Source organism: Enemella evansiae, assembly GCF_002250705.1.
GTDB lineage: Bacteria > Actinomycetota > Actinomycetes > Propionibacteriales > Propionibacteriaceae > Enemella > Enemella evansiae.
Map to the genome: position 1 here is coordinate 95,037 of NZ_NMVP01000033.1, position 23,691 is coordinate 118,727.

21 protein-coding genes and 1 pseudogene are annotated in these 23,691 nt (G+C 70.0%); 6 read left to right on the plus strand and 16 right to left on the minus strand.

Annotated features, from left to right (window positions below):
- Nucleotides 1-2 precede the first annotated feature (2 nt).
- From BI335_RS14530 to BI335_RS14570, 9 genes are all read right to left on the minus strand, one after another.
- Nucleotides 3-1,022, minus strand: coding sequence for a uroporphyrinogen decarboxylase/cobalamine-independent methonine synthase family protein (locus BI335_RS14530; RefSeq protein WP_229119607.1), 1,020 nt, complete (start codon nucleotides 1,020-1,022; stop codon nucleotides 3-5).
- The gene (gene mnmA, locus BI335_RS14535) at nucleotides 1,019-2,110 is read right to left on the minus strand and encodes a tRNA 2-thiouridine(34) synthase MnmA (protein ID WP_094431747.1); all 1,092 of its coding nucleotides are present in this window, start codon (nucleotides 2,108-2,110) and stop codon (nucleotides 1,019-1,021) included. The genes BI335_RS14530 and mnmA overlap by 4 nt, the downstream gene beginning before the upstream one ends.
- Nucleotides 2,111-2,159: 49 nt before the next feature.
- Nucleotides 2,160-3,311 (minus strand): cysteine desulfurase family protein, encoded by a 1,152-nt coding sequence (locus BI335_RS14540; protein ID WP_094431749.1) that lies wholly within the window; start codon nucleotides 3,309-3,311, stop codon nucleotides 2,160-2,162.
- Nucleotides 3,295-4,005 carry a helix-turn-helix transcriptional regulator gene (locus BI335_RS14545; protein WP_094431751.1) on the minus strand — a complete coding sequence of 237 codons (711 nt, stop codon included), beginning with the start codon at nucleotides 4,003-4,005 and terminating at the stop codon, nucleotides 3,295-3,297. The genes BI335_RS14540 and BI335_RS14545 overlap by 17 nt, the downstream gene beginning before the upstream one ends.
- Nucleotides 4,002-4,943: an alpha/beta hydrolase gene (locus tag BI335_RS14550; RefSeq protein ID WP_094431753.1), complete on the minus strand. Its 942-nt coding sequence runs from the start codon at nucleotides 4,941-4,943 to the stop codon at nucleotides 4,002-4,004. Before BI335_RS14550 ends, BI335_RS14545 begins: the two co-directional genes overlap by 4 nt.
- A gap of 67 nt (nucleotides 4,944-5,010) precedes the next feature.
- Nucleotides 5,011-5,634, minus strand: a complete 624-nt coding sequence (locus tag BI335_RS14555) for an MSMEG_1061 family FMN-dependent PPOX-type flavoprotein (RefSeq protein ID WP_094431755.1) — start codon at nucleotides 5,632-5,634, stop codon at nucleotides 5,011-5,013.
- A gap of 26 nt (nucleotides 5,635-5,660) precedes the next feature.
- Nucleotides 5,661-6,605, minus strand: a complete 945-nt coding sequence (locus tag BI335_RS14560; RefSeq protein ID WP_094431758.1) for an electron transfer flavoprotein subunit alpha/FixB family protein — start codon at nucleotides 6,603-6,605, stop codon at nucleotides 5,661-5,663.
- Nucleotides 6,606-6,622: 17 nt separating this feature from the next.
- Nucleotides 6,623-7,414, minus strand: coding sequence for an electron transfer flavoprotein subunit beta/FixA family protein (locus BI335_RS14565; RefSeq protein WP_094401012.1), 792 nt, complete (start codon nucleotides 7,412-7,414; stop codon nucleotides 6,623-6,625).
- A gap of 101 nt (nucleotides 7,415-7,515) precedes the next feature.
- A complete protein-coding gene (locus BI335_RS14570; protein ID WP_094431760.1) occupies nucleotides 7,516-8,334 on the minus strand; it encodes an enoyl-CoA hydratase/isomerase family protein in 819 nt (272 codons plus the stop codon).
- Nucleotides 8,335-8,467: 133 nt separating this feature from the next.
- On the opposite strand from BI335_RS14570, the gene glgX reads away from it, so the two are divergent.
- The 3 genes from glgX to BI335_RS14585 all read left to right on the plus strand — a co-directional run bounded on the left by glgX (nucleotide 8,468) and on the right by BI335_RS14585 (nucleotide 11,891).
- Complete coding sequence (gene glgX, locus BI335_RS14575; protein ID WP_208109118.1) at nucleotides 8,468-10,576, plus strand: glycogen debranching protein GlgX; 2,109 nt, start codon at nucleotides 8,468-8,470, stop codon at nucleotides 10,574-10,576.
- A gap of 60 nt (nucleotides 10,577-10,636) precedes the next feature.
- Entirely contained in the window at nucleotides 10,637-11,548 is a 912-nt protein-coding gene (locus BI335_RS14580; protein ID WP_094431764.1) for a MerR family DNA-binding transcriptional regulator, read from the plus strand.
- A gap of 64 nt (nucleotides 11,549-11,612) precedes the next feature.
- On the plus strand, nucleotides 11,613-11,891 hold the full coding sequence (locus BI335_RS14585) for an antibiotic biosynthesis monooxygenase family protein (protein ID WP_094401004.1): 279 nt from the start codon (nucleotides 11,613-11,615) through the stop codon (nucleotides 11,889-11,891).
- 93 nt (nucleotides 11,892-11,984) lie between these two features.
- Here BI335_RS14585 and BI335_RS14590 read toward each other — a convergent pair whose 3' ends face one another.
- From BI335_RS14590 to BI335_RS22490, 3 genes and pseudogenes are all read right to left on the minus strand, one after another.
- The gene (locus tag BI335_RS14590) at nucleotides 11,985-12,392 is read right to left on the minus strand and encodes a RidA family protein (RefSeq protein WP_094357194.1); all 408 of its coding nucleotides are present in this window, start codon (nucleotides 12,390-12,392) and stop codon (nucleotides 11,985-11,987) included.
- Between the two features lie 13 nt (nucleotides 12,393-12,405).
- A complete protein-coding gene (locus BI335_RS14595) occupies nucleotides 12,406-13,119 on the minus strand; it encodes an HNH endonuclease signature motif containing protein (protein WP_166646681.1) in 714 nt (237 codons plus the stop codon).
- Nucleotides 13,120-13,246: 127 nt separating this feature from the next.
- Nucleotides 13,247-13,438 (minus strand): annotated as a pseudogene (locus tag BI335_RS22490) (hypothetical protein); the annotation flags it as partial.
- A gap of 78 nt (nucleotides 13,439-13,516) precedes the next feature.
- On the opposite strand from BI335_RS22490, the gene BI335_RS22495 reads away from it, so the two are divergent.
- Complete coding sequence (locus BI335_RS22495) at nucleotides 13,517-13,846, plus strand: hypothetical protein (protein WP_133625679.1); 330 nt, start codon at nucleotides 13,517-13,519, stop codon at nucleotides 13,844-13,846.
- Nucleotides 13,847-13,898: 52 nt separating this feature from the next.
- Here the strand turns inward: BI335_RS22495 and BI335_RS14610 are convergent, their stop codons facing one another.
- Both BI335_RS14610 and BI335_RS14615 read right to left on the minus strand, forming a co-directional pair.
- The gene (locus BI335_RS14610; RefSeq protein WP_094431771.1) at nucleotides 13,899-14,504 is read right to left on the minus strand and encodes a hypothetical protein; all 606 of its coding nucleotides are present in this window, start codon (nucleotides 14,502-14,504) and stop codon (nucleotides 13,899-13,901) included.
- 293 nt (nucleotides 14,505-14,797) lie between these two features.
- On the minus strand, nucleotides 14,798-15,379 hold the full coding sequence (locus tag BI335_RS14615; protein ID WP_133625680.1) for a hypothetical protein: 582 nt from the start codon (nucleotides 15,377-15,379) through the stop codon (nucleotides 14,798-14,800).
- Nucleotides 15,380-15,555: 176 nt separating this feature from the next.
- On the opposite strand from BI335_RS14615, the gene BI335_RS21180 reads away from it, so the two are divergent.
- On the plus strand, nucleotides 15,556-15,825 hold the full coding sequence (locus tag BI335_RS21180) for a hypothetical protein (protein ID WP_133625681.1): 270 nt from the start codon (nucleotides 15,556-15,558) through the stop codon (nucleotides 15,823-15,825).
- Nucleotides 15,826-15,931: 106 nt separating this feature from the next.
- On the opposite strand, the gene BI335_RS14620 is transcribed toward BI335_RS21180, so the two are convergent.
- Together BI335_RS14620 and glgP are read right to left on the minus strand one after the other, a co-directional pair.
- Nucleotides 15,932-18,943: an arabinosyltransferase domain-containing protein gene (locus BI335_RS14620; protein ID WP_133625682.1), complete on the minus strand. Its 3,012-nt coding sequence runs from the start codon at nucleotides 18,941-18,943 to the stop codon at nucleotides 15,932-15,934.
- Nucleotides 18,944-18,951: 8 nt separating this feature from the next.
- Nucleotides 18,952-21,546: an alpha-glucan family phosphorylase gene (gene glgP, locus BI335_RS14625; RefSeq protein ID WP_094357204.1), complete on the minus strand. Its 2,595-nt coding sequence runs from the start codon at nucleotides 21,544-21,546 to the stop codon at nucleotides 18,952-18,954.
- A gap of 62 nt (nucleotides 21,547-21,608) precedes the next feature.
- Here glgP and BI335_RS14630 point away from each other — a divergent pair, with 62 nt between their 5' ends.
- The gene (locus tag BI335_RS14630; RefSeq protein WP_324252402.1) at nucleotides 21,609-23,690 is read left to right on the plus strand and encodes an alpha-1,4-glucan--maltose-1-phosphate maltosyltransferase; all 2,082 of its coding nucleotides are present in this window, start codon (nucleotides 21,609-21,611) and stop codon (nucleotides 23,688-23,690) included.
- The last annotated feature ends 1 nt before the right edge of the window (nucleotide 23,691 follow it).

Genomic DNA, 23,691 nt, shown 5'->3' on the forward strand with positions numbered 1-23,691 from the left:
CCTCAGCCAGCCAGCTGCTCGGCCACCAGCCCGGCGCTCTGCCGCAGCGTACGCACCAGCCGCAGCGCAGCCGCCGGCGACCAACCGGCCAGCCCGCAGGCCGGGGTGAGCACCAGCCGGTCCAGCAGCGCCGCCCCCAGTTCGAACGGCCGGACCGCCGCCAGGGCCGCATCGGCCAGCGCGTCCGGTCGCGGCACCTGGTCGGGTTCGTGGGTGGCCGCCGCGCCGAGCCAGAGCCCGTGCCCGGCCTCCAGCAGCGGCCCGAGCTGATCCCGCAGCCGGGCATCGAGGTGCCGCCGATCGATCGACAGGTCGTCGAAGCCGGCGCCCAGCACCAGGCCGGCGTCCACCCCCGCGGCGCAGCAGTGCAGCACGCTGCGATAACCCGTCCCCTTCGCACCGGCCAGCCGGTCCCGCACGGTCGATTCGACCCGGCGCAGCACCTCGCTGGCCTCCGGCGGCTGCACCGTCCGCAGCCGGCCGAAACCGCTGGCGGTGGCGACCTTGCCGGCCAGCACTCGCGGCAGCAGCGGTTCGTCGACCTGCAACCGGATCGGTACGCCGGGCAGCCGCCGGGAGAGTTCGGCGAGCGTGTCGGCCGCCCCTTCGGCGAGTGCCTCGGCGAGGTCCCGGCGGGCGCCGTGGTCGGCGAGCACCTTGTCCCCGCGCGGTTTGTCGATGCTGGCGGCCATCGTCCACGGCCCGGCGATCGCCACCACCAGCGCACCCGGGTACTCCTGGGCCTCCTCCTCGAGCAGGTCGAGGTCGCGGCGCCAGTCGGCGCGGGCCCGTCGCTCGTCGATCCCCGGGTGGTCGGTGAGCCGCCAGCCGCTGGGTTGCAGATCGACCGACATGCCGGCGAGCAGCGCCGCGGTCCGCCCGATCATCCCCGATCCGGGGCCGCGGTCGGGCAGTTCGACCAGATGGGACAGCTCCGGCAGTTCGCCGAGCAGCAGCCGTTGCGCGGCGGCGAAGTCGGTACCGGGCCAGGAGCCCAGCACCGTGACGACGGGGGCGCTCACGAGGCGCCCGAGGTGACCGGCACGCTGGCGTCGATGGTGGCGCTGGCGACGACCCGGTCGCCCTCGTAGCAGACCACGGCCTGGCCCGGCGCGATTCCGCGGGCCGGTTCGGCCAGGCGTACCTCCAGCGCATCCCCGTCGGCGCGGAACTCGGCCGGCAGCGGCTCGCCGTGGGCACGGACCTGGGCGTACCCCTGCCAGGCGTCGACCGGTTCGCCGGTCCAGATGGTCCGGATGCCGTGGATCTGCTGTGTGGACAGCGATTCCTCGGGTCCGACGGTGACGGTGTTGTCGACCACCGAGAGGCTCAGCACGTACCGCGGGCGGCCGTCGGCGGCCGGGGTGCCGAGCCGCAGCCCGCGGCGCTGGCCGACGGTGAAGTGGTGGGCGCCGTCGTGTTCACCGACCCGGCGGCCGTCGGTATCGAGGATCTCCCCCGGTGCGCTGCCCAGCCGCCGGTCCAGGAAGCCGGCGGTGTCGCCGTCGGGGATGAAGCAGATGTCGTGCGAGTCGGGCTTGCTGGCGACCCGCAGGCCGCGCTCGGCGGCCTCGGCGCGCACCTCGGTCTTCAGCGAATCACCCAACGGGAACAGCGAATGCCGCAGCTGGTGCTGGTCGAGTACGCCGAGGACATAGGACTGGTCCTTGCTCGGGTCGACCGCGCGGTGCATGCTCACCCGGCCCTCGGCATCGGTGCTCAGCCGGGCGTAGTGACCGGTCGCGACGGCGTCGAAGCCGAGCGCCAGCCCACGTTCCAGCACGGCGGCGAACTTGATCTTCTCGTTGCAGCGCAGGCACGGGTTCGGGGTGCGCCCGGCGGCGTACTCCGAAACGAAGTCCTCGACCACATCCTCTTTGAACCGGTCGCTGAGATCCCAGACGTAGAAGGGAATCCCGAGCCGATCGGCGGCGCGACGGGCGTCGTGGGCGTCCTCCTTGGAGCAGCAGCCACGGGCGCCGGAGCGGAACGACTGCGGGTTCTTCGACAGCGCCAGATGCATCCCGGTGACGTCATGGCCGGCGTCGACCAGGCGCGCGGCAGCGACGGCGGAGTCCACCCCGCCGGACATCGCGGCCAGTACCTTCATCCTCGCCTCCTCAACGCGTTTCGAAGCCCGGACAAGTGTACGCGCCGGATCAGCGCGCCGCCCGGGCCCGCGCACTCACCTCCGGCAGCACCGCGAGCAACCGGTCGATGTCGGCCTCCGCCGTCTGCCAACCGAGCGAGATCCGCAGCGATTCGGTGGCCCGGTCCTCGTCCAGACCGAGGGCGAGCAGCACCTCGCTGGGCCGGGCCACGCCGGCCGAGCAGGCCGATCCGGCGGAGGTGTCGATGCCGGCGCCGTCGAGCAGCATCAGCAGATCGTCGGAGCGGCCGCCGGGGAACCAGATGTTCGCGATCGCCGCCGATCCCCGGGCGCCGTTCAGCTCGGCCCCCTCGGGCAGCCCGGCGAGCAACCGGTCCCGGAGCCGCTGCAACCGGGCCTCCTCGGCCTCGCGGCCGGAGACGGCGGCATGCACGGCGGCGGCGAAACCGGCGACCAGCGCCGGGGCGGAGGTGCCGGAGCGCAGATCCCGCTCCTGCCCGCCGCCGAAGGCGTACGCCCGCAGCGGCAGCTCCCGGCGTACCAGCAGCGCACCGATGCCGACCGGGCCGCCGACCTTGTGCGCGGTCACGGTGAGCAGATCCAGGCCGCTGGCGGCGAAGTCGACCGGCAGGTGCCCGAGCGCCTGCACGCCGTCGCTATGCGCCCAGGAGCCGGCCGCGTGCGCCTGCTCGGCGATCGCCGGGATGTCCTGGGCGACGCCGATCTCGTTGTTCACCCACATCACGGTGGTGAGCAGCGTCGGCACGACGAGCAGATCGGCCAGCACGGCCCGGTCCAGGCTGCCATCCGGGCCGACCGGGCATTCCGCCACGTCGGCGCCCTCGGCGGTCAGCGCCGCGAGGGTGTCGGCGATGGCGGGGTGCTCGATGCTGCTGCCGATCATCCGGTTCCGCTGCCCGATGCTGCCCTGCGGCCGGGCCCGCCAGGCGCCCTGGACGGCCAGATTGTCCGCCTCGGTACCGCCGGAGGTGAACACCACCTCCACCGGCTCGCAGCCCAGATCCGCGGCGAGCTGGTCGCGGGAATCCTCCAGCACCGCCCGCAGCCGCCGGCCCGAACCGTGCAGCGAGGAGGCGTTGCCGGTCAGTGCCAGGGTTTCGGTGATGGCGGTGTACGCCTCCGGCCGCAGCGGCGCGGTGGCCGCGTTGTCCAGATAGCTGCGCTCAGTCGGGGTGCCCATCGCTGAATTGTCTCGCACGCACCCCAGTATCGGCGGCGAGCACGTCGGCGAGCTCCCGGTCCGGGACGCGGATCGTGGTCACCGCGGCGGCGGCGATCCGGTCGAGCCGGAAGCCGCGGATCGCCTGCCGCAGCCGGCACCACGCGACCAGGTACCAGTGCCCGCCGGCGACCAGCAACCCGACCGGTTCGACCGTCCGCGAGCTGCTCGCACCGTCGGCGGCGGCGTAGTCGAGCACCAGCGCGTACCGGTCGGCGATCCCCTGCTCCACCGCCCGCCGGACGGCGGGATCGGTCCGCGGCGCCGCCCCGCCGCGGTGCACCAGGCCCGCGGCCCGGTCGGCGGCGGTCCGGGCGGCGGCCGGAGTCACCGCACCGACCTTGGCCAACCCTCGGCGCGCCTGCTCGTGGAAGGGTGCGCCGGCACTGGCGGCGACGGCGATCGACAGTGCGAGGGATTCGGCCGCGGTGAGGTTGACCGGCGGCAGCGTCGCCTCGGCGAGGATCGACCAGCCGCCGCCGCGGCCCTCGGTCCAGTGCAGCGGTACGCCGGCCTGCAGCAGCGCCTGCAGGTCGCGTTGCACGGTGCGGTTCGAGACCTCCAGCTCCGCAGCCAGTGCGGCGACGGTACGCCGGGCCGGGGCGGTGGCGCGCAGCGACTCGACCAGCGCATAGAGACGCTCGGTGCGGTTCACCCGGTCAAGTCTGCCGCAACGACCCGGCGCAGGAAGGCGTGTTCGGCCGCCCGGGCCTGCCGGGTCACCGCGAGTTCCTCGAGCAGGGTGAACGCGTGGTCGGCCCCGGCGACGACCTCGACTTCGGTGGGCGCGACCTGCCGCCAGCGGTCGGCCATCCAGAGGGTGTCGTCGAGCAGGCCGTCGCGGGTACCGACCAGGAACCGGGCCGGCGGCATGCCGGTCAGGTCGGCGTACAACGGTGAGCGGGCGCGCCGGGTGGTCTGGTCCATGCCCTGGCAGTAGCAGTCGGTGGCCGCCACCTCCCCCGGCGCCCAGCCGCGGCGCTTGACCGCCTCGGCGCGGCGCCAGGACGGCGTACCGGTCAGGTCGAACAGGCCGTAGGTGAGCACCAGGCCGGCCAACCCCGTCACACCCGCGTCGCGCAGCGCGAGTGCCGTGGCGGCGCTGAGGTGGGCGCCGGCGGATTCGCCGCCGATCGCCAACCGGCGCGGCGGCAGCGCGTCGTCGAGCAGGGTGCGGGCGACCGCGAGGGCGTCCTCCTCGGCGGCGGGTGCGGGATGTTCGGGGGCCAGCCGGTAACCGACGCTGATGACCCGCAGCCCGGTCTCGGTGGCGAGTTGCCAGAGCCGTTCGTCCTGGCTGAGGTGCGAGCCGAAGGACCAGCCGCCGCCGTGCAGGTGCAGATAGGTCCCGATCGGCTGGTCCACCTCGATGACGCGGCAGTCGATGCCGCCGATCTGCCGGGTGCTGATCTCCTCGCGCCGGAAGTCGGGTTTGTCGATGAGTCCGGCGGCCCGCTTCTGCGCCATCGCGGCGGGATCGAGTGGATAGCCCTGGGCCAGGGCGGGGGCCAGCATCTCGTTGCCGGCAAGGGTTTCGGCGATGCTGTCGTGGCCGGTGGTGGCGAGGGCGGATTCGAGCGGTGGGAGTGTCATGGCCCCATCGTCACCCCGGCTCGCGACACCGTCCTGTCACCGTTTCGGCGGCGTCTTCCGCGGGGCCTCAGTAGAGGCTGCCGAGCTGGCGGGCCTCCAGGGCGTCGTCGTACGCCTCCCGTTCGGCCTCGGTGAAGCCGCCGGCCTCCTCGGTGAACATGCCGGCGCTCGGCAGCACGCCCCGGGGCACCTGGGATTCGGCGTCCCAGAGCCGGGAGCGTTTCATCGCCCGGGCGCACTGGAAGTAGACCCGTTCGACCTGCACGACGATCACACTGGCCGGCCGCTTTCCCTTCACCGCATGGGAATCCAGCACTTCGGGTTCGACCGAGAGGTACGCCCGGCCGCGGACCCGGACGCACTCCTCCACCCCGGGTACCAGGAAGATCAGCCCGATCCGGTCGTCGGCGATCAGGTTCTGCAGGGTGTCCAGCCGGTTGTTGCCGCGCCGGTCCGGGATCTCCAGGGTGTGCGGGTCGCGGACCCGGACGAAGCCCGGCCCGTCCCCGCGCGGGGAGCAGTCCACCCCGCCGTCGCGGACGGTGGCGACCACGCAGAACGGCGAGGAGCCGAGCCACCGGGCGTACAACTCGGTGACGTGGTCGACCTCCTTGGCGAGCGAGTTGCCCGCCGGCTGGGTCGGATAGTGCTCCCGCAGCTCGGCCGGGCTGGTGATCCGCTGTTCGCTCACGGACCCCAGCCTAACCGGGTGAGGCCTCAGCCGCGCTTGGCTTTCACGCCCTCGACGACGGCCGGCAGCACGGTGTGCAGGTCGCCGACGATGCCGAGATCGGTGAGCTCGAAGATCGGCGCCTCGGCGTCCTTGTTGACCGCCACGATCGCCTTGGAGGTCTGCATGCCGGCCCGGTGCTGGATGGCGCCGGAGATGCCGTTGGCGATGTAGAGCTGCGGGGAGACGGTCTTGCCGGTCTGGCCGACCTGGTAGCTGTGCGGGTACCAGCCGGAGTCGACGGCGGCGCGGGAGGCGCCGACGGCGGCACCGAGCACGTCGGCCAGGGCCTCGACCTCGGAGAAGTCGCCGCCGGTACCGCGGCCGCCGGAGACCACGATCGCGGCCTCGGTCAGCTCGGGCCGCCCGGAGGCCTTCTTCGGCTCGGCTGCGGTGATGCTGGCCTGCCGGAAGTCGGGGTCCAGTTCGAACTCCAGCGGCTCCACGGTGCCGGCCGCGGCGGCCGGCTCGGGGGCGACCGAGTTGGGCTTGACGGTGATGATCGGCAGCCCGGTGCTGGTGCTGGCGCCGACGGTCCAGTTGCCGGCGAACACCGACTGCACGGTGTTGCCGTCGCCGTCGATGTCGACCGCATCGGTGATCAGCCCGGTCTCCAGCTTGACCGCGAGCCGGGCCGCGACCTCCTTGTTGTCCAGGCCGGAGGACAGCAGCACCGCGACCGGTTCGGCCAGCGCGACGGCGGTCAGCAGGGCGTCGGTCTTGGGCGCGACGAGGTATTGCGACAGGCTCTCGTCGGTGGCCTCGTAGACGGTCTCGGCGCCGTATTCGCCGAGCGTGGCCGCGGCATCCCCGGCGGGGCCGAAGACGACCGCGACCGGCGTACCGATCCGGCGGGCCAGGGTGAGCAGTTCCAGGGTGGGCTTGGTGACCTGTCCGTCGGCGACCTCGGCCACCACAACAACGTTCGACATGGGTGTCTCCTCGGGTCTCAGATGTACTTGCCGGCGGCCAGGAAGTCGACCAGCGCCTGCGCACCGGAGCCGTCCTCGTCGGTGACCTGCTTGCCGGCCTCCTTGGGCGGACGCGGGGTGGTGTCGGTGACCTTGGTGTACGCCGCGGCCAGCCCGACGGTGCTCGGGTCGACACCCAGCTCGGCCAGATCCCACTGTTCGACGGGCTTCTTCTTGGCCGCCATGATCCCCTTCATCGAGGGGTAGCGGGCCTCGCCGGACTGGTCGGTGACCGAGACCACGGCGGGCAGTTCGGCCTCGATGGTCTGGGAGGCGACGTCACCGTCGCGGCGGATCGAGACCTTGGTGCCGTCCACCTTCAGGTCGACGCCGAAGGTCACCGCGGGCCAGCCGAGACGCTCGGCCAGCATCGCCGGGATGACGCCCATCGAGCCGTCGGTGGAGGACATCCCGGTGACCACCAGGTCGGGCTGCAGCTTGCCGATGGCGGCGGCGAGCACGGCGCTGGTGGCCAGCGCGTCGGAGCCGTGCAGGGCCTCGTCATTGATGTGTACGCCGGAGGTGGCGCCCATCTGCAGGGCCTTCTTGAGCGCATCGGCGGCGTCGTCCGGGCCCAGGGTCAGCGCGACGATCTCGACCTCACCGCCCGCGCCACCGGACTCGGCGACCTGCAGCGACTGTTCGATCGCGTACTCATCCAGCTCCGACAACAGGCCGTCGGCGGCCGCCCGGTCCACGGTGCCGTCCTCGGCGAAGCTGCGCTCGCCGGTTGCATCGGGCACGTGCTTGACCAGTGTGACGATCTTCATCTCTCCCACTCTCTCCGCCTCGGCGGAACGACTTCAGCGGCGAAATCCCTGCTCAGCCTAGAATATTACCCACGGGTAACTTTACCGGCAACCCGGCGCGCTCAGCGGCCCTCGAACCGGGCCTTCTCCTTGTTCACGAAGGCGTCCATGCCGATCCGGCGGTCCTCGGTGCCGAACAGCGCGCTGAACCAGGTCTTCTCCAGCTGCAGACCGGTGACCAGGTCGACCTCGCCACCGCGGTCGACCAGCGCCTTGGCGGCCCGCAGCGCGACCGCGGGGCCGCCGACGAACTGCCGCGCCCAGTCCAGGGCCGCGGACTGCACCTGGTCGGCGGGCAGCACCCGCTCCACCAGCCCGATCCGCTCGGCCTCGGCGGCCTCGACCATCCGGCCGGTGAAGATCATCTCCTTGGCCCGGCCGGAGCCGACCAGCCGGGTGAGCCGCTGGGTGCCGCCGAGCCCCGGGACGACGCCGAGGGTGATCTCGGGCAGGCCGACCTTGGCGTCCTCGGCGGCGAACCGGACGTCGCAGACCAGCGCCAGTTCCAGGCCGCCGCCCAGGGCGTACCCGTTGATCGCGGCGATCGTCGGTTTCGGTACGCGGGCCAGCTGCTCGAAGGCGTCGTGCATGGCGTCGATCTGGGCGATCATGTCGGTCGCGCCGAGGGCCTGCATCTCCTTGATGTCGGCACCGGCGGCGAACACCTTGTCCCCGCCGGTGACGACGAGCGCGGCGAGGTCGGCGCGGCCGGCGACCTCACGGGCGACCCGGCCGATGGCCAGCTGGATGCTCAGATCGAGCGGATTCATCTTGGGCCGATCCACCCGCAGCACGCCGACGCCGTCGGCGACCTCCAGGCGTACGAACTCGCTGCCCGAATCGAAGTCGGTCGGCTGCGGCGTGGCTGGCTGTTCCGTCATGCCCCGAGCCTAGAGGAGTCCCCCGGCAGCGCGCCCGGACCCCCTGTTGCCTACCGTGGGGCACAATGGACTGTTGCGCCTCCCCCCGGGAGCCGCACTTCCCGATGTGTCACACCCAGGAGGACTCGAGACGATGGCCATGGACCTGCCCGCACCGGTGGACAGCTCGATCCTCGGAGCGCGAGTCCGCGACGGCGGCTGCCATTTCGCGCTCTGGGCCCCGCGGGCGACTCGCGTGGAGCTCGCGCTGGTGGATGAGGACCGCGGCCAGCGCAACCACGACATGACCCGCAACGACGACGGGGTCTGGGTGCTCTTCGTGCCCGAGGTGGAGGAGGAGCAGCGTTACGGCTTCCGGGTGCACGGCGACTGGGATCCGGCGGCCGGTGCCCGGTTCAACCCGGCGCGACTGCTGCTCGATCCCTACGCCCGGGCGATCACCGCCGGCGTGGACTACAACGGCCCGATCCTGGACCACCCGGCCGGTGACGACTACGAGCTCGACCCGACCGACTCCTCCGAAGCCGTGCCGCTGAGCGTGGTCGTCGCCGACAGCCCGCGCCCGACACCGTTGGAGCGACGGGTGCCGCTGTCGGAGTCGGTGATCTACGAGACCCACGTCAAGGGCTACACCCAGAACCATCCGGCGGTTCCCGAACATCTGCGCGGCACGTACGCCGGGTTGGCGTACCCGGCGGTGATCCAGCACCTGAAGGAGATCGGGGTCACCGCGATCGAGTTGCTGCCGATCCAGCACTTCGTCTCCGAGCCGTTCATCGTCGGCCGCGGGTTGTCGAACTACTGGGGTTACAACACCCTCGGCTTCTTCGCCCCGCACGCCGCCTACTGTTCGGTCGGCACGCTGGGCCAGCAGGTGACCGAGTTCAAGGAGATGGTCTCGGCGATGCACGAGGCCGGCATCGAGGTGATCCTCGACGTCGTCTACAACCACACCGGTGAGGGCGGCCACGAGGGGCCGACGCTGTCCTTCCGTGGCATCGACCATGCCGGCTACTACCGGCTCACCGAGGATCTGCGCAACGACTACGACGTCACCGGTTGCGGCAACTCGGTCGACACCTCCCAGCCCGGGGTGCTCGATCTGGTGCTGGATTCGATGCGTTACTGGGTCACCGAGATGGGTGTCGACGGTTTCCGCTTCGACCTGGCCAGCGAGCTGATCCGCGACGAGAACCATTACGTGGATCAGAATCACGCGTTCAAGCAGCGGATCGCCGAGGATCCGGCGTTCGAGGGCATCAAGCTGATCGCCGAGCCCTGGGACATGGGGCCCTACGGCTACCAGGTCGGCAACTGGGGTCCGGGCTGGAGCGAGTGGAACGACCACTTCCGCAACTTCACCCGCGACTGGTGGCGCGGCGCGATCTCCGGGGTCTCCGAGCTGGCCGGCCGGCTCTGCGGTTCGCCGGACACCTACGACCGGGACGGCCGGTCGGTGACCGCCTCGATCAACTTCGTCACCGCCCACGACGGTTTCACCCTGCGCGATCTGGTCACCTATGACCGCAAGCACAACGAGGCCAATGGTGAGGAGAACCGGGACGGCACGGATGACAACCGGTCCTGGAACTGTGGCCACGAAGGCGAAACCGACGATCCGGGCATCAACGCGCTGCGTCACCGGCAGACCAAGAACATGATGGCCACCCTCTGTCTGGCGATGGGTGTGCCGATGATCACCGCCGGTGATGAGATGGGGCGTACGCAGGGCGGCAACAACAATGCCTACTGCCAGGACTCCCCCATCTCCTGGGTGCACTGGGACACCCAGGAGGCCTGGCGGGATCTGACCGGGATGACCCAGAAACTGCTCCAGTTGCGCGCCGAGCATCCGGCCCTGCGGCCGGAGGTGTTCCGGCACAGCGAGGAGGTCACCGACGCCGACGGCAAGGGCGTCGGCCGGCTGGACCTGGCCTGGTTCCATCAGGGCGGCGGCCAGATGGGTGACGGTGAGTGGAACGACGGTGGTCGACGGACCCTGGGCATGTACACCTCGGACGCCGATTCGGCGTTCCTGCTCTGGTTCCACGCCGATCCGCAGGCCACCGAGGTCACCCTGCCGGGTGAGCCGTGGGGCGTGGGCTGGCGGGTCACCGTGCACTCCGGTTTTGATGGCGAATTCCCTGCCGAGGAAGAACTTCTGCTGCCCGGTGCGAAGCTGACGATTCCCGGACGATCGGTCGTCGTGCTACGCGCGGAACTGCCCCAGCGGGCTGCTTGACCCTCACCCTCGGTCAGGGCTCACCGTGGTGTTCACGCCCCACGATGAGAGGAACGGCAGATGCCTGACAACCTGAACAACCAGCACCTGACGATCGGCGAGTTCGCCCTGCAGACCGGTCTGACCCAGCGAGCGCTTCGCCTGTACGCCGAGCGCGGGATTCTGTTGCCGGCCTCGGTGGACCCGATCAACGGTTACCGCCGGTACGCGCCGGAGCAGGTGCGCACCGGGATGCTGGTGCGCGCACTGCGGGAGGCCGCGGTGCCGATGGCGGAGCTGGCCGATCTGGACTCGTTCTCGATCGCCGAGCACCGGGAATCCCTGCGCCGGAGGCGATCGGCGGAGGATGAGGCGCTGTTGGTCGCCGAGGCGATCGACGGTTTCGACGCGACCGACTGGCCGGTGACGGTGACCGCGGCAGGTCCGCAGGCCTGGGCCGGAGTACGGATCACCGAGGACTTCACCGAGGACGAATCGGGCGATGCGGTGCTCGAGGCACTCGGCGACAATGAGATCGCCAATCGCTGTTTCGGCGTCCTGTTCGAGGAACTGGCCGGTCGCGGCAACCACGCGAACGGGGTGTTCTGGACCGCCATGGATGAGGGGGGCGATCCCGGCTCGGTGGCGCTGACTCTGGCCTGGCCGGTGCCGACCGACCCGCGGGAGGGCGACTGGGACGCGCTGGTGGCCGCGGTCGGCGAACGCACCGCAGGACTCCTGCCGACCTCCCTGGAGGTGGTGGCCGGCGTGCTGCCCGCCCGCCGGGAGCTGAGCTGCCGCAGCGAGTGGCCCGGCGAGGGTGCGGATCCGGCGGCGACGGTGTTGTCGGGGATGGGCCCGATGCTGGCCCTGCAGGAACATGAATCGGCCCATGCGGAGCGACCGCTGAGCCGCACGATCCGGCAGCGCGGAGTGCTTGGAGAGGAGGGCATGCCGACCGCCCAGGAGATGGTGCTCGACGTGCACCCCTGACAGCACGGGCCTATACTACATTCCGTAGTAGTTTCTGGAAGTTCTGTCCTGGAAGGAACAGTCCATGTCCGTTGTTGTCATCAATGCCCTTGAAGTCCCGGAGAACGCCGGGCCCGAGTTGGAGCAGCGGTTCGCCGCTCGCAAGCACTCGGTCGACGGGGCGCCGGGATTCGAGGGATTCCAACTGTTGCGCCCCACCGACGGGCGCGGCCAGTACTTCGTGGTGACCCGCTGGGCGAGCCAGCAGGATTTCGAGAACTGGCGCTCCGCCCGCACCCCGCGTACCGAACCCTCGGTGAGCACCTCGATGGACATCCTCCAGTTCGAGGTCGTCGACCTCTGACCCCGGAAGCCCACGCTGCCCGAGTAGCGGCCATGCGCAGCGAACGGAGCAATGGCCGCGTGTCGAAGGGCCACGACCCAACCGACGCGCGTGTCAATCCACGACGGCGGCGACGGCCTCGATCTCGACGAGCTGATCGTCGTAGCCCAGCACCGTGACACCCATCAGGGTGCTGGGCACATCGTGGTCGCCGAACGCGTCCCGTACGACCTCCCAGGCCGCGACCAGGTCGGCCTGCCGGGTGGAGGCGACCAGCACGCGCGTACTCACCACGTCCGCGATCGTCGCTCCGGCGGCGCGCAGGGCCTCGGCCAGGTTCTCGACGCAGCTGGCTGCCTGACCGGCATAGTCACCGACCGCCGCGGTCGAACCGTCCGGTTGCAGCGGGCAGGCGCCGGCGAGGAAGATCAGCCTCGCGCCCGGCTCGACAGCCGCCGCGTAGGCGTACTCGGCGACATCGCTGAGCGCATCGGATCGGACGAGTCGGACGGCATCACCCATGGCATCAATGCTGTCACATCAGGAAGCGGGCGTGGCGGCGCGGACGACGGACCGGGTCGAACAATGCCGGCGGGATGATCACCGGAAGCCCTTCGACCATGCGGATCGCCCAACGGTACGGATTGTCCCGATCCCAGGGTCTGTCGCGGCCGGGTTCGACCGTTCGGTGATGATGCGGGCAGAGCAGGGCCAGGTTGGCCAGGCATGTCGGGCCGTCCGCCCACCACGGTCGCACGTGGTGGGCTTCGCAGTCACCGGGCGGCCGGTCGCAGCCAGGGAAGACGCATCCCCGGTCCCGCGCCCCCAGCGCCGCCCTGATGCCGGGGGTGACCAGCCGGTGCAGCTGGCCCACGTCCAGCGGGATCCCCTTGCCGTCCAGGGTGATCGGGAGGATGTCGGCGTCACAGGCGAGTCGGCGTACCTCGGTCGCCGAAAGCTGTTCTCCGCAAGGAACCTGCGCGGACGCCAGTCCCGCGCGCAGGTCGTCCAGCGTCGTGAGCACGGTGATCCTGGGTCGATCGCCGCCGTGGCTGGGCGCGTCAGCGGTTGCGGTCGCCCGGCGGATGATCAGCAGCAGCGCATCTGCCCGGGCCTGGGCTCTGGTCATCGGCACCTGACGGCCCGGTGGCTGCTCGGCGCAGCGGGCCCATATCGATTGGGCATGAGCGTCGACGAGCACCCGCAGCTGTTCCCCGTCGGCCAGCGGAACCGATCCGGCGATAATCATCGAGCCACCCGTCGGGAACGATCGACAGGCACCGGTGCTGCTCGGCCGACCGCTGCTCGGCTTCCAGACGGGCCGCATCGGCGGAGTCGAAGCCGTCGGGATCGAGACGCTCCCAGATCGCTCGGGACATCCGCCGCAGATCGTCGGGGTCGAACTGGTCGGCGAAATGGACCATCATCGTCTGCGCCGTGTCACTGGCGGCCGACGGAAGGTCTGCAGGAAGCTTCTTCAATCCTGCCAGGATTCCCTGCGCCTGATCGACCGACACCCGTCCCTTGGCGAATGCATCGAAGACCGTCGAGAACCGGTCCAGCTCCATCGCCTCGCGAACCAGCGCGCGGGCCTATCGACCGGTGCGGCCGTGCGTACTCCGGAGGAACGTGGCCGTGGAACACAGGTGGACACGCTCGGCAGCTTCGCGGCGCTCGACCTCCGCGATCACCCTCGCACGGGCGGCATGGGCGAGGGATACGAGCCGATCGAGTTCTTCGACGGTGGCCAGAACCTCCTTGTCGGTGAGCAGCGCCAGTCGGGTCAGCGAGGGCACGACCGCCTCGACCGAGGCCATGCCGACCCCGGTCTGCTGATCGGCTCAGTTGCTGTTCATGGATCCAGTCAAACAGGGAGCACTGACAAAAGCTGGGTGGAGAGATTCGCGGAATCGCCTGTGCACAACGAGATTGCTGGGGTTCATCTCGACACGCTCGCTGCGCGAGCTACTCGATGAACGTGGGGTACACGCTCGCTGCGCGAACTACTCGATGGGTGTGGGTGTCGGTTCAGCCACCGGTACGGACCGAGACCAGCTCCCCGACCGGCAGCTGGGTGACCGGTCCCTGGCGCTCCAGCGGGAGTACACCGGACTGGCCCAGTGCGGACCAACTGATCTCCCAGCGGGTGGTCGCGGCGACCGAGTATTTTCCCTTGGGCAGTGAGGGTTCCTGATAGCGGTGGCCGCAGCTCGGTGACTCGGTACCGGGTTGCACTCCCGGATGGTAGGGCGTCGTCATCCCGCAGAACTTGACGGTGCCGTCACCGAGGTCGAACTTCGTGGTGACCCGGCGGGCGGACAGGTTCAGGGTGATGCCCTGCTCCGTGACGGTGCGGTCGATCCGATCGGGCCCGGTGCTCCAGAGCCAGAGCGGGTAGCCGACGACCGCCATCTTCCATTCGTTGACCTTCGGGTCCGGCCCGATGTTCGCGGTGGGCGCCGGGATCTCCAACTGCAGCACGGCTCGGCGGGCGACCTCGCGCGGATCCGGCGGTGGCGGTGCGGCGGGTGCCGGACCGGGCCCACTCGGCGCCGCGGGCTGACACATCGACGCGGTGTTCCCGGTGACCGCCAGCATCGCGCACTGCGCCTGTACCACCTCGGCCGCAGTCATTGATCCATTGACCAACCCAGGGTCATCCAGTACAGACTGGGGATACGAGGGACCGGAACTTCCTCCGCCACCGCCGCTACGACTCGACCTGCCGCCAGCGGTAGGCGCCTGCTCCGCGGGAGGGTCCGGATCCTGTGGTCGATCCCGCTCGGTCCCAGTCAACTTTGCCCCGTTGTTGGTCTGCTGCGCGATCGCTGAGCCCGCGTTGCCCCCTTTCCCCGGGGGACTGAAGGCGGATGCCTCCGTAGCGACCGATAACACCAGGACAAGTGCCCCAGCCGAGCAAGTCAGCTTCACCAGTCGCATTGCTGGACCTCAGAAGTTTCGATGTCGACCAGCTTGACTCGGCCGTTCACCAGTTTGCCGTAGACGAAACCCTGCCAGAGTCGATTGCGCTCTGTGGCTCCGTTCGGGTAGACGGCCGAGGAACCTCGTCGATCCTCACAGACCTGAAGGGTCAGTCGCCGATCCGAACCGCTCTTCTCCGCGCTTGGCACGGAACGACTCTTCGTCGTGGCCGGGGCCCCCTCGACCCGGTAACCCACTGCCTTCTGATCTCTCAGAAAGGCCATGTCCAGATCCAGATACCCCGGGTCCTCGACCTCGAGCATCTTCGCGGACGGTTGATCTGCTCCCCCTTCGCGGGACAATCGCTCGAACTCATCGAAGGCGATCTGGTAGGCCGCCTGGGCCTGCTTGGTGAGCTCCTCCTGGCTGGGCGTCGGGCTGGCGGAGGGTGTCGCCGACGCACTCGTCGCCGGACCCGGCGTACCGGTGCTCGTCTCCCCCGGTTGTCCGCCCGCAGAACTGGTATTACATCCGACCAGGGCGAATGCCAGCACCGAAAGCAACGCGGCACTGCGTCGAGCAACCATCGGACCCTCCCCGGGGTGGTGGGATGCCGAACAGTCTGCCGCTCCCGCGGTTCGGGGGCCAGCTCTTTATCCACACTCGCCAGTCCGCTCGCTGCACGGCGTGTACGGCTGGTGATCTGGACAGCTCTCCCGACCCGCGGTGAGAGGGTGTGCAATTCACGGGTTGAGTTGGCCGCGTGATCGCGACGACTTCACCGCCACCGACCCCGGTGCGCTGGACCCGCCCCGCCAGCGCGGCCTGCGAGATTTGCGGCTCGATCGCAGAATCGACCGATCTGGGCACCGATTGGGAATCGAGCCGCAGATTTCGGCGGGCTGAGCAGGACGAGAGCGTGCGTCCGCTCCTGAGGCGCGAACCGGTGCTCGGCGGGTTCATCTCGACACGCTCGCTGCGCGAGCTACTCGATGAACGTGAGACGGCGCTCGCTGCGCGAGCTACTCGATGAACGTGAGACGGCGCTCGCTGCGCGAGCTACTCGATGAACGTGAGACGGCGCTTGCTGCGCGAGCTGCTCGATGAACGTGATGGCGCGAGCTAAGCGACGAACGGGATCAGGGGACGGTGGGGACGGGATCCCAACCGTTGCGTACGCGGCCGCCGAGAATCGGTGCGCCGGCGTCGGTTCCATACATCGGGTCGAGGCGCACCAGGTCGAGCGCGGACATGTCGGACTCGCTGTAATCGTCAAGGGCATAGACCGGTACCCGGGAGGGCACGGTCAGGCCGAGTACGCCGGCGAACGGGCCACCACTGCGGGAGTTGTAGCTGATGTTGCCCGGTTGCCGGGAGTCAGACAGCAGATAATCCGCGATCTCGACCCGACCCCGGCTCTCCCGCGGAGTGTCGAAGCACGGCCCGAAGAAGGCGAGATTCCAGGCGATCGCGACCTTCTTCTCCTGCACCAGCTCGAGCAGCGGCCGAGTCACCGGTACCCGGGGTGCGGACACCACGAACGGCTCGACCTCCCCGGTCTTCGGATCCGGCATCGGCGCCCCGTCCGACTCGGCGACCAGCCGGAAGCTGGACACCCGGTTCCCGGGCTCCACCCGGATATCGCTCAGCGCGCTCGTGCCCAGGGTTTTGCGCGTCGCCGACAGTTGCTTCGACGAACCGTCGTTGAACTCCACCCGGACGCGGTGCCCGGCATCGAGGCCCGAGGCGGCGATCACCAGCGGCCATCGCCCCCCTCCGTGGACCGAATCGGACCAGTCGTACCAACCGGTCTCCAGCCGATCCGGGGCGGCCGGATTCGCTGTCCAGACAGGCAATCCCGCATCCGTCCCGTCGAACGGCATCGCCCCGCTGGTGCGCAGCACCCCCGCCGACGGATCGGGCTCGTAGGCCAGCGAACGCGCCAGCTTGCACGGCTCCCCCGCCATCGCCGACAGCACCGCCGACGCCATCGTGTAGCGGTCCGGTCCCCGCAGGATCGCTGCCTGGGCGAAGTTCGCGTACTGCGATCCGACCAGCACCACCACCCCCAGGGTGTACGCCCCAGCGGCGCGGCCCGCGCGCCAACCGGCCCGCAGCCGACCGGCCCGCGGCCGACCGGCCCGCAGCCACCCGGGAAGACCCCGCCAGATGCAGACCCCGAGCAGCACACCGGCGAGCACCACGAACGGCCACACCGGTACCGGCCCGACCCGCAGCGGGTTCTTGTCCGCGAGCAGCCCGAGGGTGGACAGCTTCCACCAGGTGTTGTTGCCGTGCAGGGAAATCCCGAACATCGCCACCGAGCCACCGAGCAGCACCGCGGCGAATCCCCGCCCGCGATCGCGCTCCACCAGCCGCACGCAGGCGGCCATCGCGAGCGGTCCGAGGAGCAGCAGTGATCCGAAGTGGTGCGGCAGCTTCGTCGGGCTCAGCGCCATCGCCACCACCAGCCCGAGCGCGGTGCCGACGACCAGCCAGGCGACCCGCCGGTTCACCCCGGAGAGCATCCCCACCGCTCCCCGGCGTACCCGCCACAATCGCCAACCCAGCAGCACCAGCGCCACCGCGGCCAGATAGACCGTCCACTGCCGCGCGGCATACGACTGGTACAACCGCCAGTAGCGGATCGGGTCCATCCAGACAGGAAAAACCGGCCCATAGGTCGCGCGGGCGGAGTTCGACGACAGCACCGAGGTGAGGCTCTGATCGGCGAACATGATCGGCACCACCGCACCCAGGCAGGCCAACCAGGCAACCGAGACCGCCGCCAACCGCAACCGGTCGTGCCGGAGCCATCGCCACAGCGGCCGGACGGCGACCACGAATGGTGCCAGCGCGAGCAGCCCCGTCGGCCCGACGCCGACGGTGAGTCCGGCCACCAGTGCACCGACCAGCAACGGCCAGACCCACCGCCGGTGCAGCGCCACCAACACGCACCACACAACGATTCCCGAGCCAACCGCGAACCACAGCTCGGGCCGCAGCGCGTTGCAGAACACCAGCCAGAAGCCAGCGAAGCCGGCGAGCAGCGTGAGCCGCACCCAGGTGCCCGGCCGCGATACCAGCCGCGGCAGCAGACCGTGGCGTACCACCACCCAGCCGAGAATTGCCACCAGCAAGGGCAGAAGCCGCAACCAGACCGACTCCCAGGACACCGCGCCCCACCGCGACAACAGCTCGTAGAACCAGCCGAACGGTGCCTCCGGGGCGTTGTTCCAGCGCACATAGTTGCCCAGATAGCCGCTCATCGTCCGGGTCCGCAGGATCTGCGCGATGAACCCGTCGTCGTCGGTCGCGCCGCCGGCGATCACCCCGAACGCGAACACCGGTACCAGCACCAGATCGTCCCAGTGCCGCTTCCAGAATCCACCGCGGGTACGCCGCGGCGGCGCCGATGGTTGCCGCGGCCGACGGTCGGCCAGCACCGCGAACACCAGTGCAGCAAGGAGAAACACGCCGGCAACGACACCGAGTGCGATCTTCAACCCGGTCGGCGAACTGTCCCACTGGGTGTCCGCGACGACCTCGGCCTCGATACCCGGAGCCACCGGTGCCGGGGTCCGCGTGAACGACCCCGGTTCCCCCTGGCTGATCGGATCGTCGACGACATCGGGCGGCCAGTCCCCCGGCCCGGAGAAACCGTCGATGGCCGGCCGCAGATCCCCCCGTCGATCGACGAGCACCACGCCATCGCGCGAAACCCGGGTCCCCGCCGAGTCCATCGAAACGACCACCCGCCCACACGGGTACGCCCCAGCGCGCACCTCGGTCCCCCGGCTGGTCAGCACCAGTTCCCCACCGCGGACCGCGACATCGAGCCGCCCGGACCGCAGATCCGGATCGACCGCACGCACCGTCGTCAGCACCGGCCCGGCATCGGGTCCGATCACCGCACAGTCCAACGACAGCGTCACTCGCTCGGGTCGGTAGGGGTTCAGCGGCAACGCGACGGGGCCGTCGGCGCTGCGCCACTGATAGGTCGCGGTGTGCTGCAACACCGGTGCCAGCGGGAAGGCGAGCATGCACAGTCCGGCCAGCAGTGCCAGCACCAGCACCGCCCACCACCGCCGAGCGATCTGCCGGGCGTCTGGCCGAGCCCCCTGCCGGGGCCCGGCGTCGACCGGCTGCACCGCAGCACTCACATGGTACCCAGCGGCAGGGCGGCCACCCCCAGCTCGGCCGGGGTGGCCAGCAGCTGGTGCCGGGGCACCACGCGGACGGTGAATCCGACCAGGCCGGTCTGCCCGGCCTCCCGGGTGACCTGGTAGCGGCGATACCCCTCCGCATCCACCGCCGCCGCGCCGGCCCCGTTCATCACGACGGTGGTCACGTCGTGCAGTTCGTCGTCGGCGTCCAACGATCCGGAGACCAGCTGCACCTCGACATCCTCGGGTGTCAGCTCGCCGAGCCTGACCTGGGCGGAGAAGGCGATCTGCTGGCCGACCTCGACGGTGCCGGTGTTGCTGGATTCCACGTGCTCGACGCGCACCTGGGGCCAGGCGGCCCGGATCCGGCGTTTCCAGGCGGCGAGTTCACCGGCACAGGCGGCGTCCATCGCCCGCTGCGCGCGCGCCGCGGGGGCGTACAACTCGGTGACGTAGTCGCGCACCATCCGCGAGGCCAGCACCCGCGGCCCGAGCCCGGAAATGGTGTCGCGGATCATCTGGATCCAGCGCTGCGGCAGGCCATTGGCGTCCACGTCGTAGTAGCGCGGCACGATCTCGTTCTCGATGATCTCGTAGAGCGAGCGCGCCTCGGCGGCGTCCCGGGCGGCCGGGTCGCTGATCCCCTCCGCGGACGGGATCTCCCAGCCCCAGCGCGGGTCGTACCACTCGTCCCACCAGCCGTCGCGGATCGACAGATTCGCCGCCCCGTTCAGCGCCGCCTTCATCCCCGAGGTGCCGCACGCCTCATAGGGCCGCAGCGGATTGTTCAGCCAGACATCACACCCCGGATAGAGCGGCCGGGCCAGCGAGATGTCGTAATCGGGCAGGAACACGATCCGGTGCCGGATCTCCTCGTCGTCGGCGAACTGCACCATCGTCTGGATCAGGGCCTTGCCGGTGTCGTCGGCCGGATGCGATTTGCCGGCGATCACGATCTGCACCGGCCGCTGCGGATCCAGCAGCAGCCGCTTCAGCCGGTCCCGGTCGGTGAGCATCAGCGTCAGCCGCTTGTAGGAGGCGCCGCGGCGGGCGAAGCCGATGGTGAGCACCTTCGGGTCCAGCGCGCCGCCCACCCAGTCGGCGGAGATGCCGCGGTTGCGGCAGGACGCCGCCAGCCGCTGTCGCGCCTCGGAGATCAGATCGCCGCGCATCTGCCGTTTCAGCGACCAGATGGTGTTGTCATCGACATCGTCCAGGCCGGACCAGTCGTAGCCGTCCAATACCGTGTCGGCGTCCCCGGTCGGGCTCTGCAGCAGCTCCAGCAGCTCGGGGTGGATCCAGGTGCGGTGGTGCACCCCGTTGGTGATCGCGCCGATCGGCACCTCGGAGACGTCGTAGGCCGGCCACAGGCCGTGGAACATCTCCCGGGACACCTCGCCGTGCAGCTGGGACACCCCGTTGGCGCGCTGGCCGAGCCGGAAGCCCATCACCGCCATGTTGAACCGGCCCGGGTCCCCGCCTTCGTAGTCCTCGGCGCCGAGCGCCAGGATCCGGTCCAGCGGCAGTCCGTCGAAGTGCTGGAACTGGTCGACGATCAGCTCGCGGGGGAACCGGTCGATACCGGCCGGTACCGGGGTGTGGGTGGTGAACACATTGCCCGCCCGGGTCCGTTCGACCGCGGCGTCGAAGTCCATCCCCTGGCCCAGATATTCGCGGATCCGTTCCAAGCCGAGGAATCCGGCGTGGCCCTCGTTGGCGTGGTGGACGTCGGGTTCCGGATGGCCGGTGATCCGGCAGTACGCGCGGACCGCGCGGACGCCGCCGATGCCGAGCAGCACCTCCTGGGCGAGCCGGTGCTCGGTGCCCCCGCCGTAGAGCCGGTCGGTGATCATCCGCTGGTCATCGGCATTGCCCTCGATGTCGGCGTCCATCAGCACCAGCGGCACTCGGCCGACCTGCACCACCCAGAGCGCGGCCCGCAGCGTCCGGTTGCGCACCTCGACCTCGATGGTCACCTGCTCACCGTTCTCGGTCAGCGGCGAGACGGGCAGCGCGCTGGCGTCCAGGGTCGGGTAGCGCTCCTGCTGCCAGCCGCTGGCATCCAGCGACTGCCGGAAGTAGCCGTGTCGATAGAACAGTCCGACACCGATGATCGGTACGCCCAGGTCGGAGGCCGCCTTGAGGTGGTCGCCGGCCAGGATGCCCAGGCCGCCGGAATAGATCGGCAGCACCTCGGAGATGCCGAATTCGGCGGAGAAGTACGCCACCGCCCGCGGCGCGGGCGTCCCGGCGGCGTCCCGGCCAGCGTCCTCGCCGTCCTGGCCCGCGGCGTACTGCTGGAACCACAGCTCGGCGGATCGGTATTCGGCCAGGTCCTCACGGGCCCGGTCCAGGTTGCGGACGAACTTGGGGTCGGCGCTCAGCTTCTGCAGCCGGGCCGGATCGACCTGGGAGAGCAGCCGGATCGGGTCGTGTCCGACGGCGTCCCACAGCTTCGGGTCGACCGCACGGAACAGTTCGCGGGTGCCCTGGTGCCAGGACCAGCGCAGATTGGTGGCGAGTTCTTCCAGGGGACGCAGCGGCTCGGGGAGGACCGGCTGCACGACGAAACGACGAATTGCACGCACGGGGTCAACCTACCGGCCGTCCCCATCCTGACAGCGTTCGACGTGGCCGCTACGTTGGTCACGTGACTGCCAACAGGCCCGACAGCACCCTGCCCGAGACGAACCAGCCGGCCCGGCGCGCCGTCGAGGAGACAAGCCCCGCGCCGCATGCGGACACGACCGTGGTCGCCGACCTCGGCCACATCATCGGCCGGATCCCGGTCAGCAAGGTTTCCCCGGTCATTGAAGGCGGCGCCTATTCGGCGAAGGCCACCGAGGGCGAGCGGATCCCGATCCGCGCGACCGTGCTCCGCGAGGGGCACGATTCGGTGAACGCCGCGGTGATCCTGACCGATCCCGATGGCGTCGAGCACCGCGTCGACATGGCCCCCGGTGAACCGGTCGGCTTCGACCGCTGGGAGGCGTACGTCCGCCCCGACCGGCCCGGGAACTGGACCTTCCGCATCGAGGGCTGGGACGACCCGTGGGCGACCTGGCTGCACCATGCCGAGATCAAGCTGCCGGTCGGGCTCGATGTGGCGCTGGTGCTCGCCGAGGGCAAGCAGTTGTACGCCGAGGCGGCGGCCGCCGCGCGGCAGGCCGGTGACGAGGCGGCCACCCGCCGGCTGGAGCAGCTCGAACCGCTCTGCGACCCGGACTCGCCGGTCGGCGACCGGCTGGAGCAGTTGACCCACCGGGACGTGCGCGCGCTGATGACGAAATACGGTCCGCGCCGGCTGGTCACCCCCACCCCGGACTACCCGTTGTTCGTGGATCGTCGCCGCGCGCTGTTCAGCGCCTGGTACGAGTTCTTCCCCCGCTCCCAGGGCGCCCGCTACGACCAGGAGAACAAGCGCTGGATCTCCGGCGGCTTCGACTCCTCCCACGAACGGCTCGAGGCGGCCGCCGAGATGGGCTTCGACGTCGTCTACCTGCCGCCGATCCACCCGATCGGCTCGCAGTTCCGCAAGGGCCCGAACAACACCCTCACCCCCGGCCCGGCCGACCCCGGCTCGCCGTGGGCGATCGGCAACACCGACGGCGGCCACGACGCCCTGCACCCCGAGCTCGGTGACTGGGACGCCTTCGACCGGTTCGTCGCCCGGGCCAACGAGCTGGGCCTGGAGGTGGCGATGGACTTCGCCCTGCAGGCCTCCCCGGACCACCCATGGGTCACCGAGCATCCCGAATGGTTCACCGAGCGCATCGACGGCACCATCGCGTACGCGGAGAATCCGCCGAAGAAGTACCAGGACATCTACCCGATCAACTTCGACCGGGACCGCTCCGGGATCTACAAGGAGTCGCTGCGGCTGCTGAAGCTGTGGATGTCCCACGGGGTGCGTATCTTCCGCGTCGACAACCCGCACACCAAGCCGGTGGAGTTCTGGGCCTGGCTGCTCGCCGAGGTCCGGCGCACCGATCCCGACGTGCTCTTCCTCGCCGAGGCGTTCACCAAGCCGGAGATGATGCACCTGCTCGGCAAGGTCGGCTACCAGCAGTCCTACACCTACTTCACCTGGCGCAACGAGAAGTGGGAGCTGGAGGAATACCTCGGTGAGCTGACCACCGAGATGGATTCCTTCTATCGGCCCAACTTCTGGGTGAACACCCCCGACATCAACCCGAAGTTCCTGCAGACCTCCGGGCCGGCCGGGTTCGCGATCCGCGCGGTGCTGGCGGCGACCCTGTCGCCGAACTGGGGACTGTATTCGGGCTACGAGCTGTTCGAGGGCGAGCCGCTGCGCGTCGGCGGCGAGGAATACCTCGATTCGGAGAAGTACCAGTTCCGACCGCGGGACTGGTCGGGTGGCGAGCAGGGCAACCTCAACGGGTTGATCACCATGCTCAACAAGGTCCGCAACGAGCAGCCGGCGCTGCAGCAATTGCGTGACATCACCTTCCACCACGTCCCGAACAGCCAGATCATCGCCTATTCCAAGACCGATGGGGATTCGACGGTGATCGTGGCCTGCAGTCTCGATCCGCACGCCACCCAGGAGTCCGAGGTCTATCTGGACATGGCCGCCCTGGGCCGCGCCCAGGACTCGGTGCTGGAGGTCCACGACGTCATCACCGGCCAGGATTTCCGTTGGGGTGCACGCAATTTCGTCCGACTGACCCCGGCCGACCCGGCCCACGTGCTGGTCGTCGAGAATCGGTGAT

What these genes read in the sequence shown, in the direction of transcription:
- BI335_RS14610 (WP_094431771.1), bottom strand. Translation starts at nt 14,504, where the DNA reads ATGACTGCGGCCGAGGTGGTACAGGCGCAGTGCGCGATGCTGGCGGTC.
- BI335_RS14615 (WP_133625680.1), bottom strand. Translation starts at nt 15,379, where the DNA reads ATGGTTGCTCGACGCAGTGCCGCGTTGCTTTCGGTGCTGGCATTCGCC.
- BI335_RS14540 (WP_094431749.1), bottom strand. Translation starts at nt 3,311, where the DNA reads ATGGGCACCCCGACTGAGCGCAGCTATCTGGACAACGCGGCCACCGCG.
- BI335_RS14590 (WP_094357194.1), bottom strand. Translation starts at nt 12,392, where the DNA reads ATGGGTGATGCCGTCCGACTCGTCCGATCCGATGCGCTCAGCGATGTC.
- BI335_RS14550 (WP_094431753.1), bottom strand. Translation starts at nt 4,943, where the DNA reads ATGACACTCCCACCGCTCGAATCCGCCCTCGCCACCACCGGCCACGAC.
- BI335_RS14565 (WP_094401012.1), bottom strand. Translation starts at nt 7,414, where the DNA reads ATGAAGATCGTCACACTGGTCAAGCACGTGCCCGATGCAACCGGCGAG.
- BI335_RS14560 (WP_094431758.1), bottom strand. Translation starts at nt 6,605, where the DNA reads ATGTCGAACGTTGTTGTGGTGGCCGAGGTCGCCGACGGACAGGTCACC.
- BI335_RS14580 (WP_094431764.1), top strand. Translation starts at nt 10,637, where the DNA reads ATGCCTGACAACCTGAACAACCAGCACCTGACGATCGGCGAGTTCGCC.
- glgX (WP_208109118.1), top strand. Translation starts at nt 8,468, where the DNA reads ATGGCCATGGACCTGCCCGCACCGGTGGACAGCTCGATCCTCGGAGCG.
- BI335_RS14595 (WP_166646681.1), bottom strand. Translation starts at nt 13,119, where the DNA reads ATGATTATCGCCGGATCGGTTCCGCTGGCCGACGGGGAACAGCTGCGG.
- BI335_RS14570 (WP_094431760.1), bottom strand. Translation starts at nt 8,334, where the DNA reads ATGACGGAACAGCCAGCCACGCCGCAGCCGACCGACTTCGATTCGGGC.
- mnmA (WP_094431747.1), bottom strand. Translation starts at nt 2,110, where the DNA reads ATGAAGGTACTGGCCGCGATGTCCGGCGGGGTGGACTCCGCCGTCGCT.
- BI335_RS14585 (WP_094401004.1), top strand. Translation starts at nt 11,613, where the DNA reads ATGTCCGTTGTTGTCATCAATGCCCTTGAAGTCCCGGAGAACGCCGGG.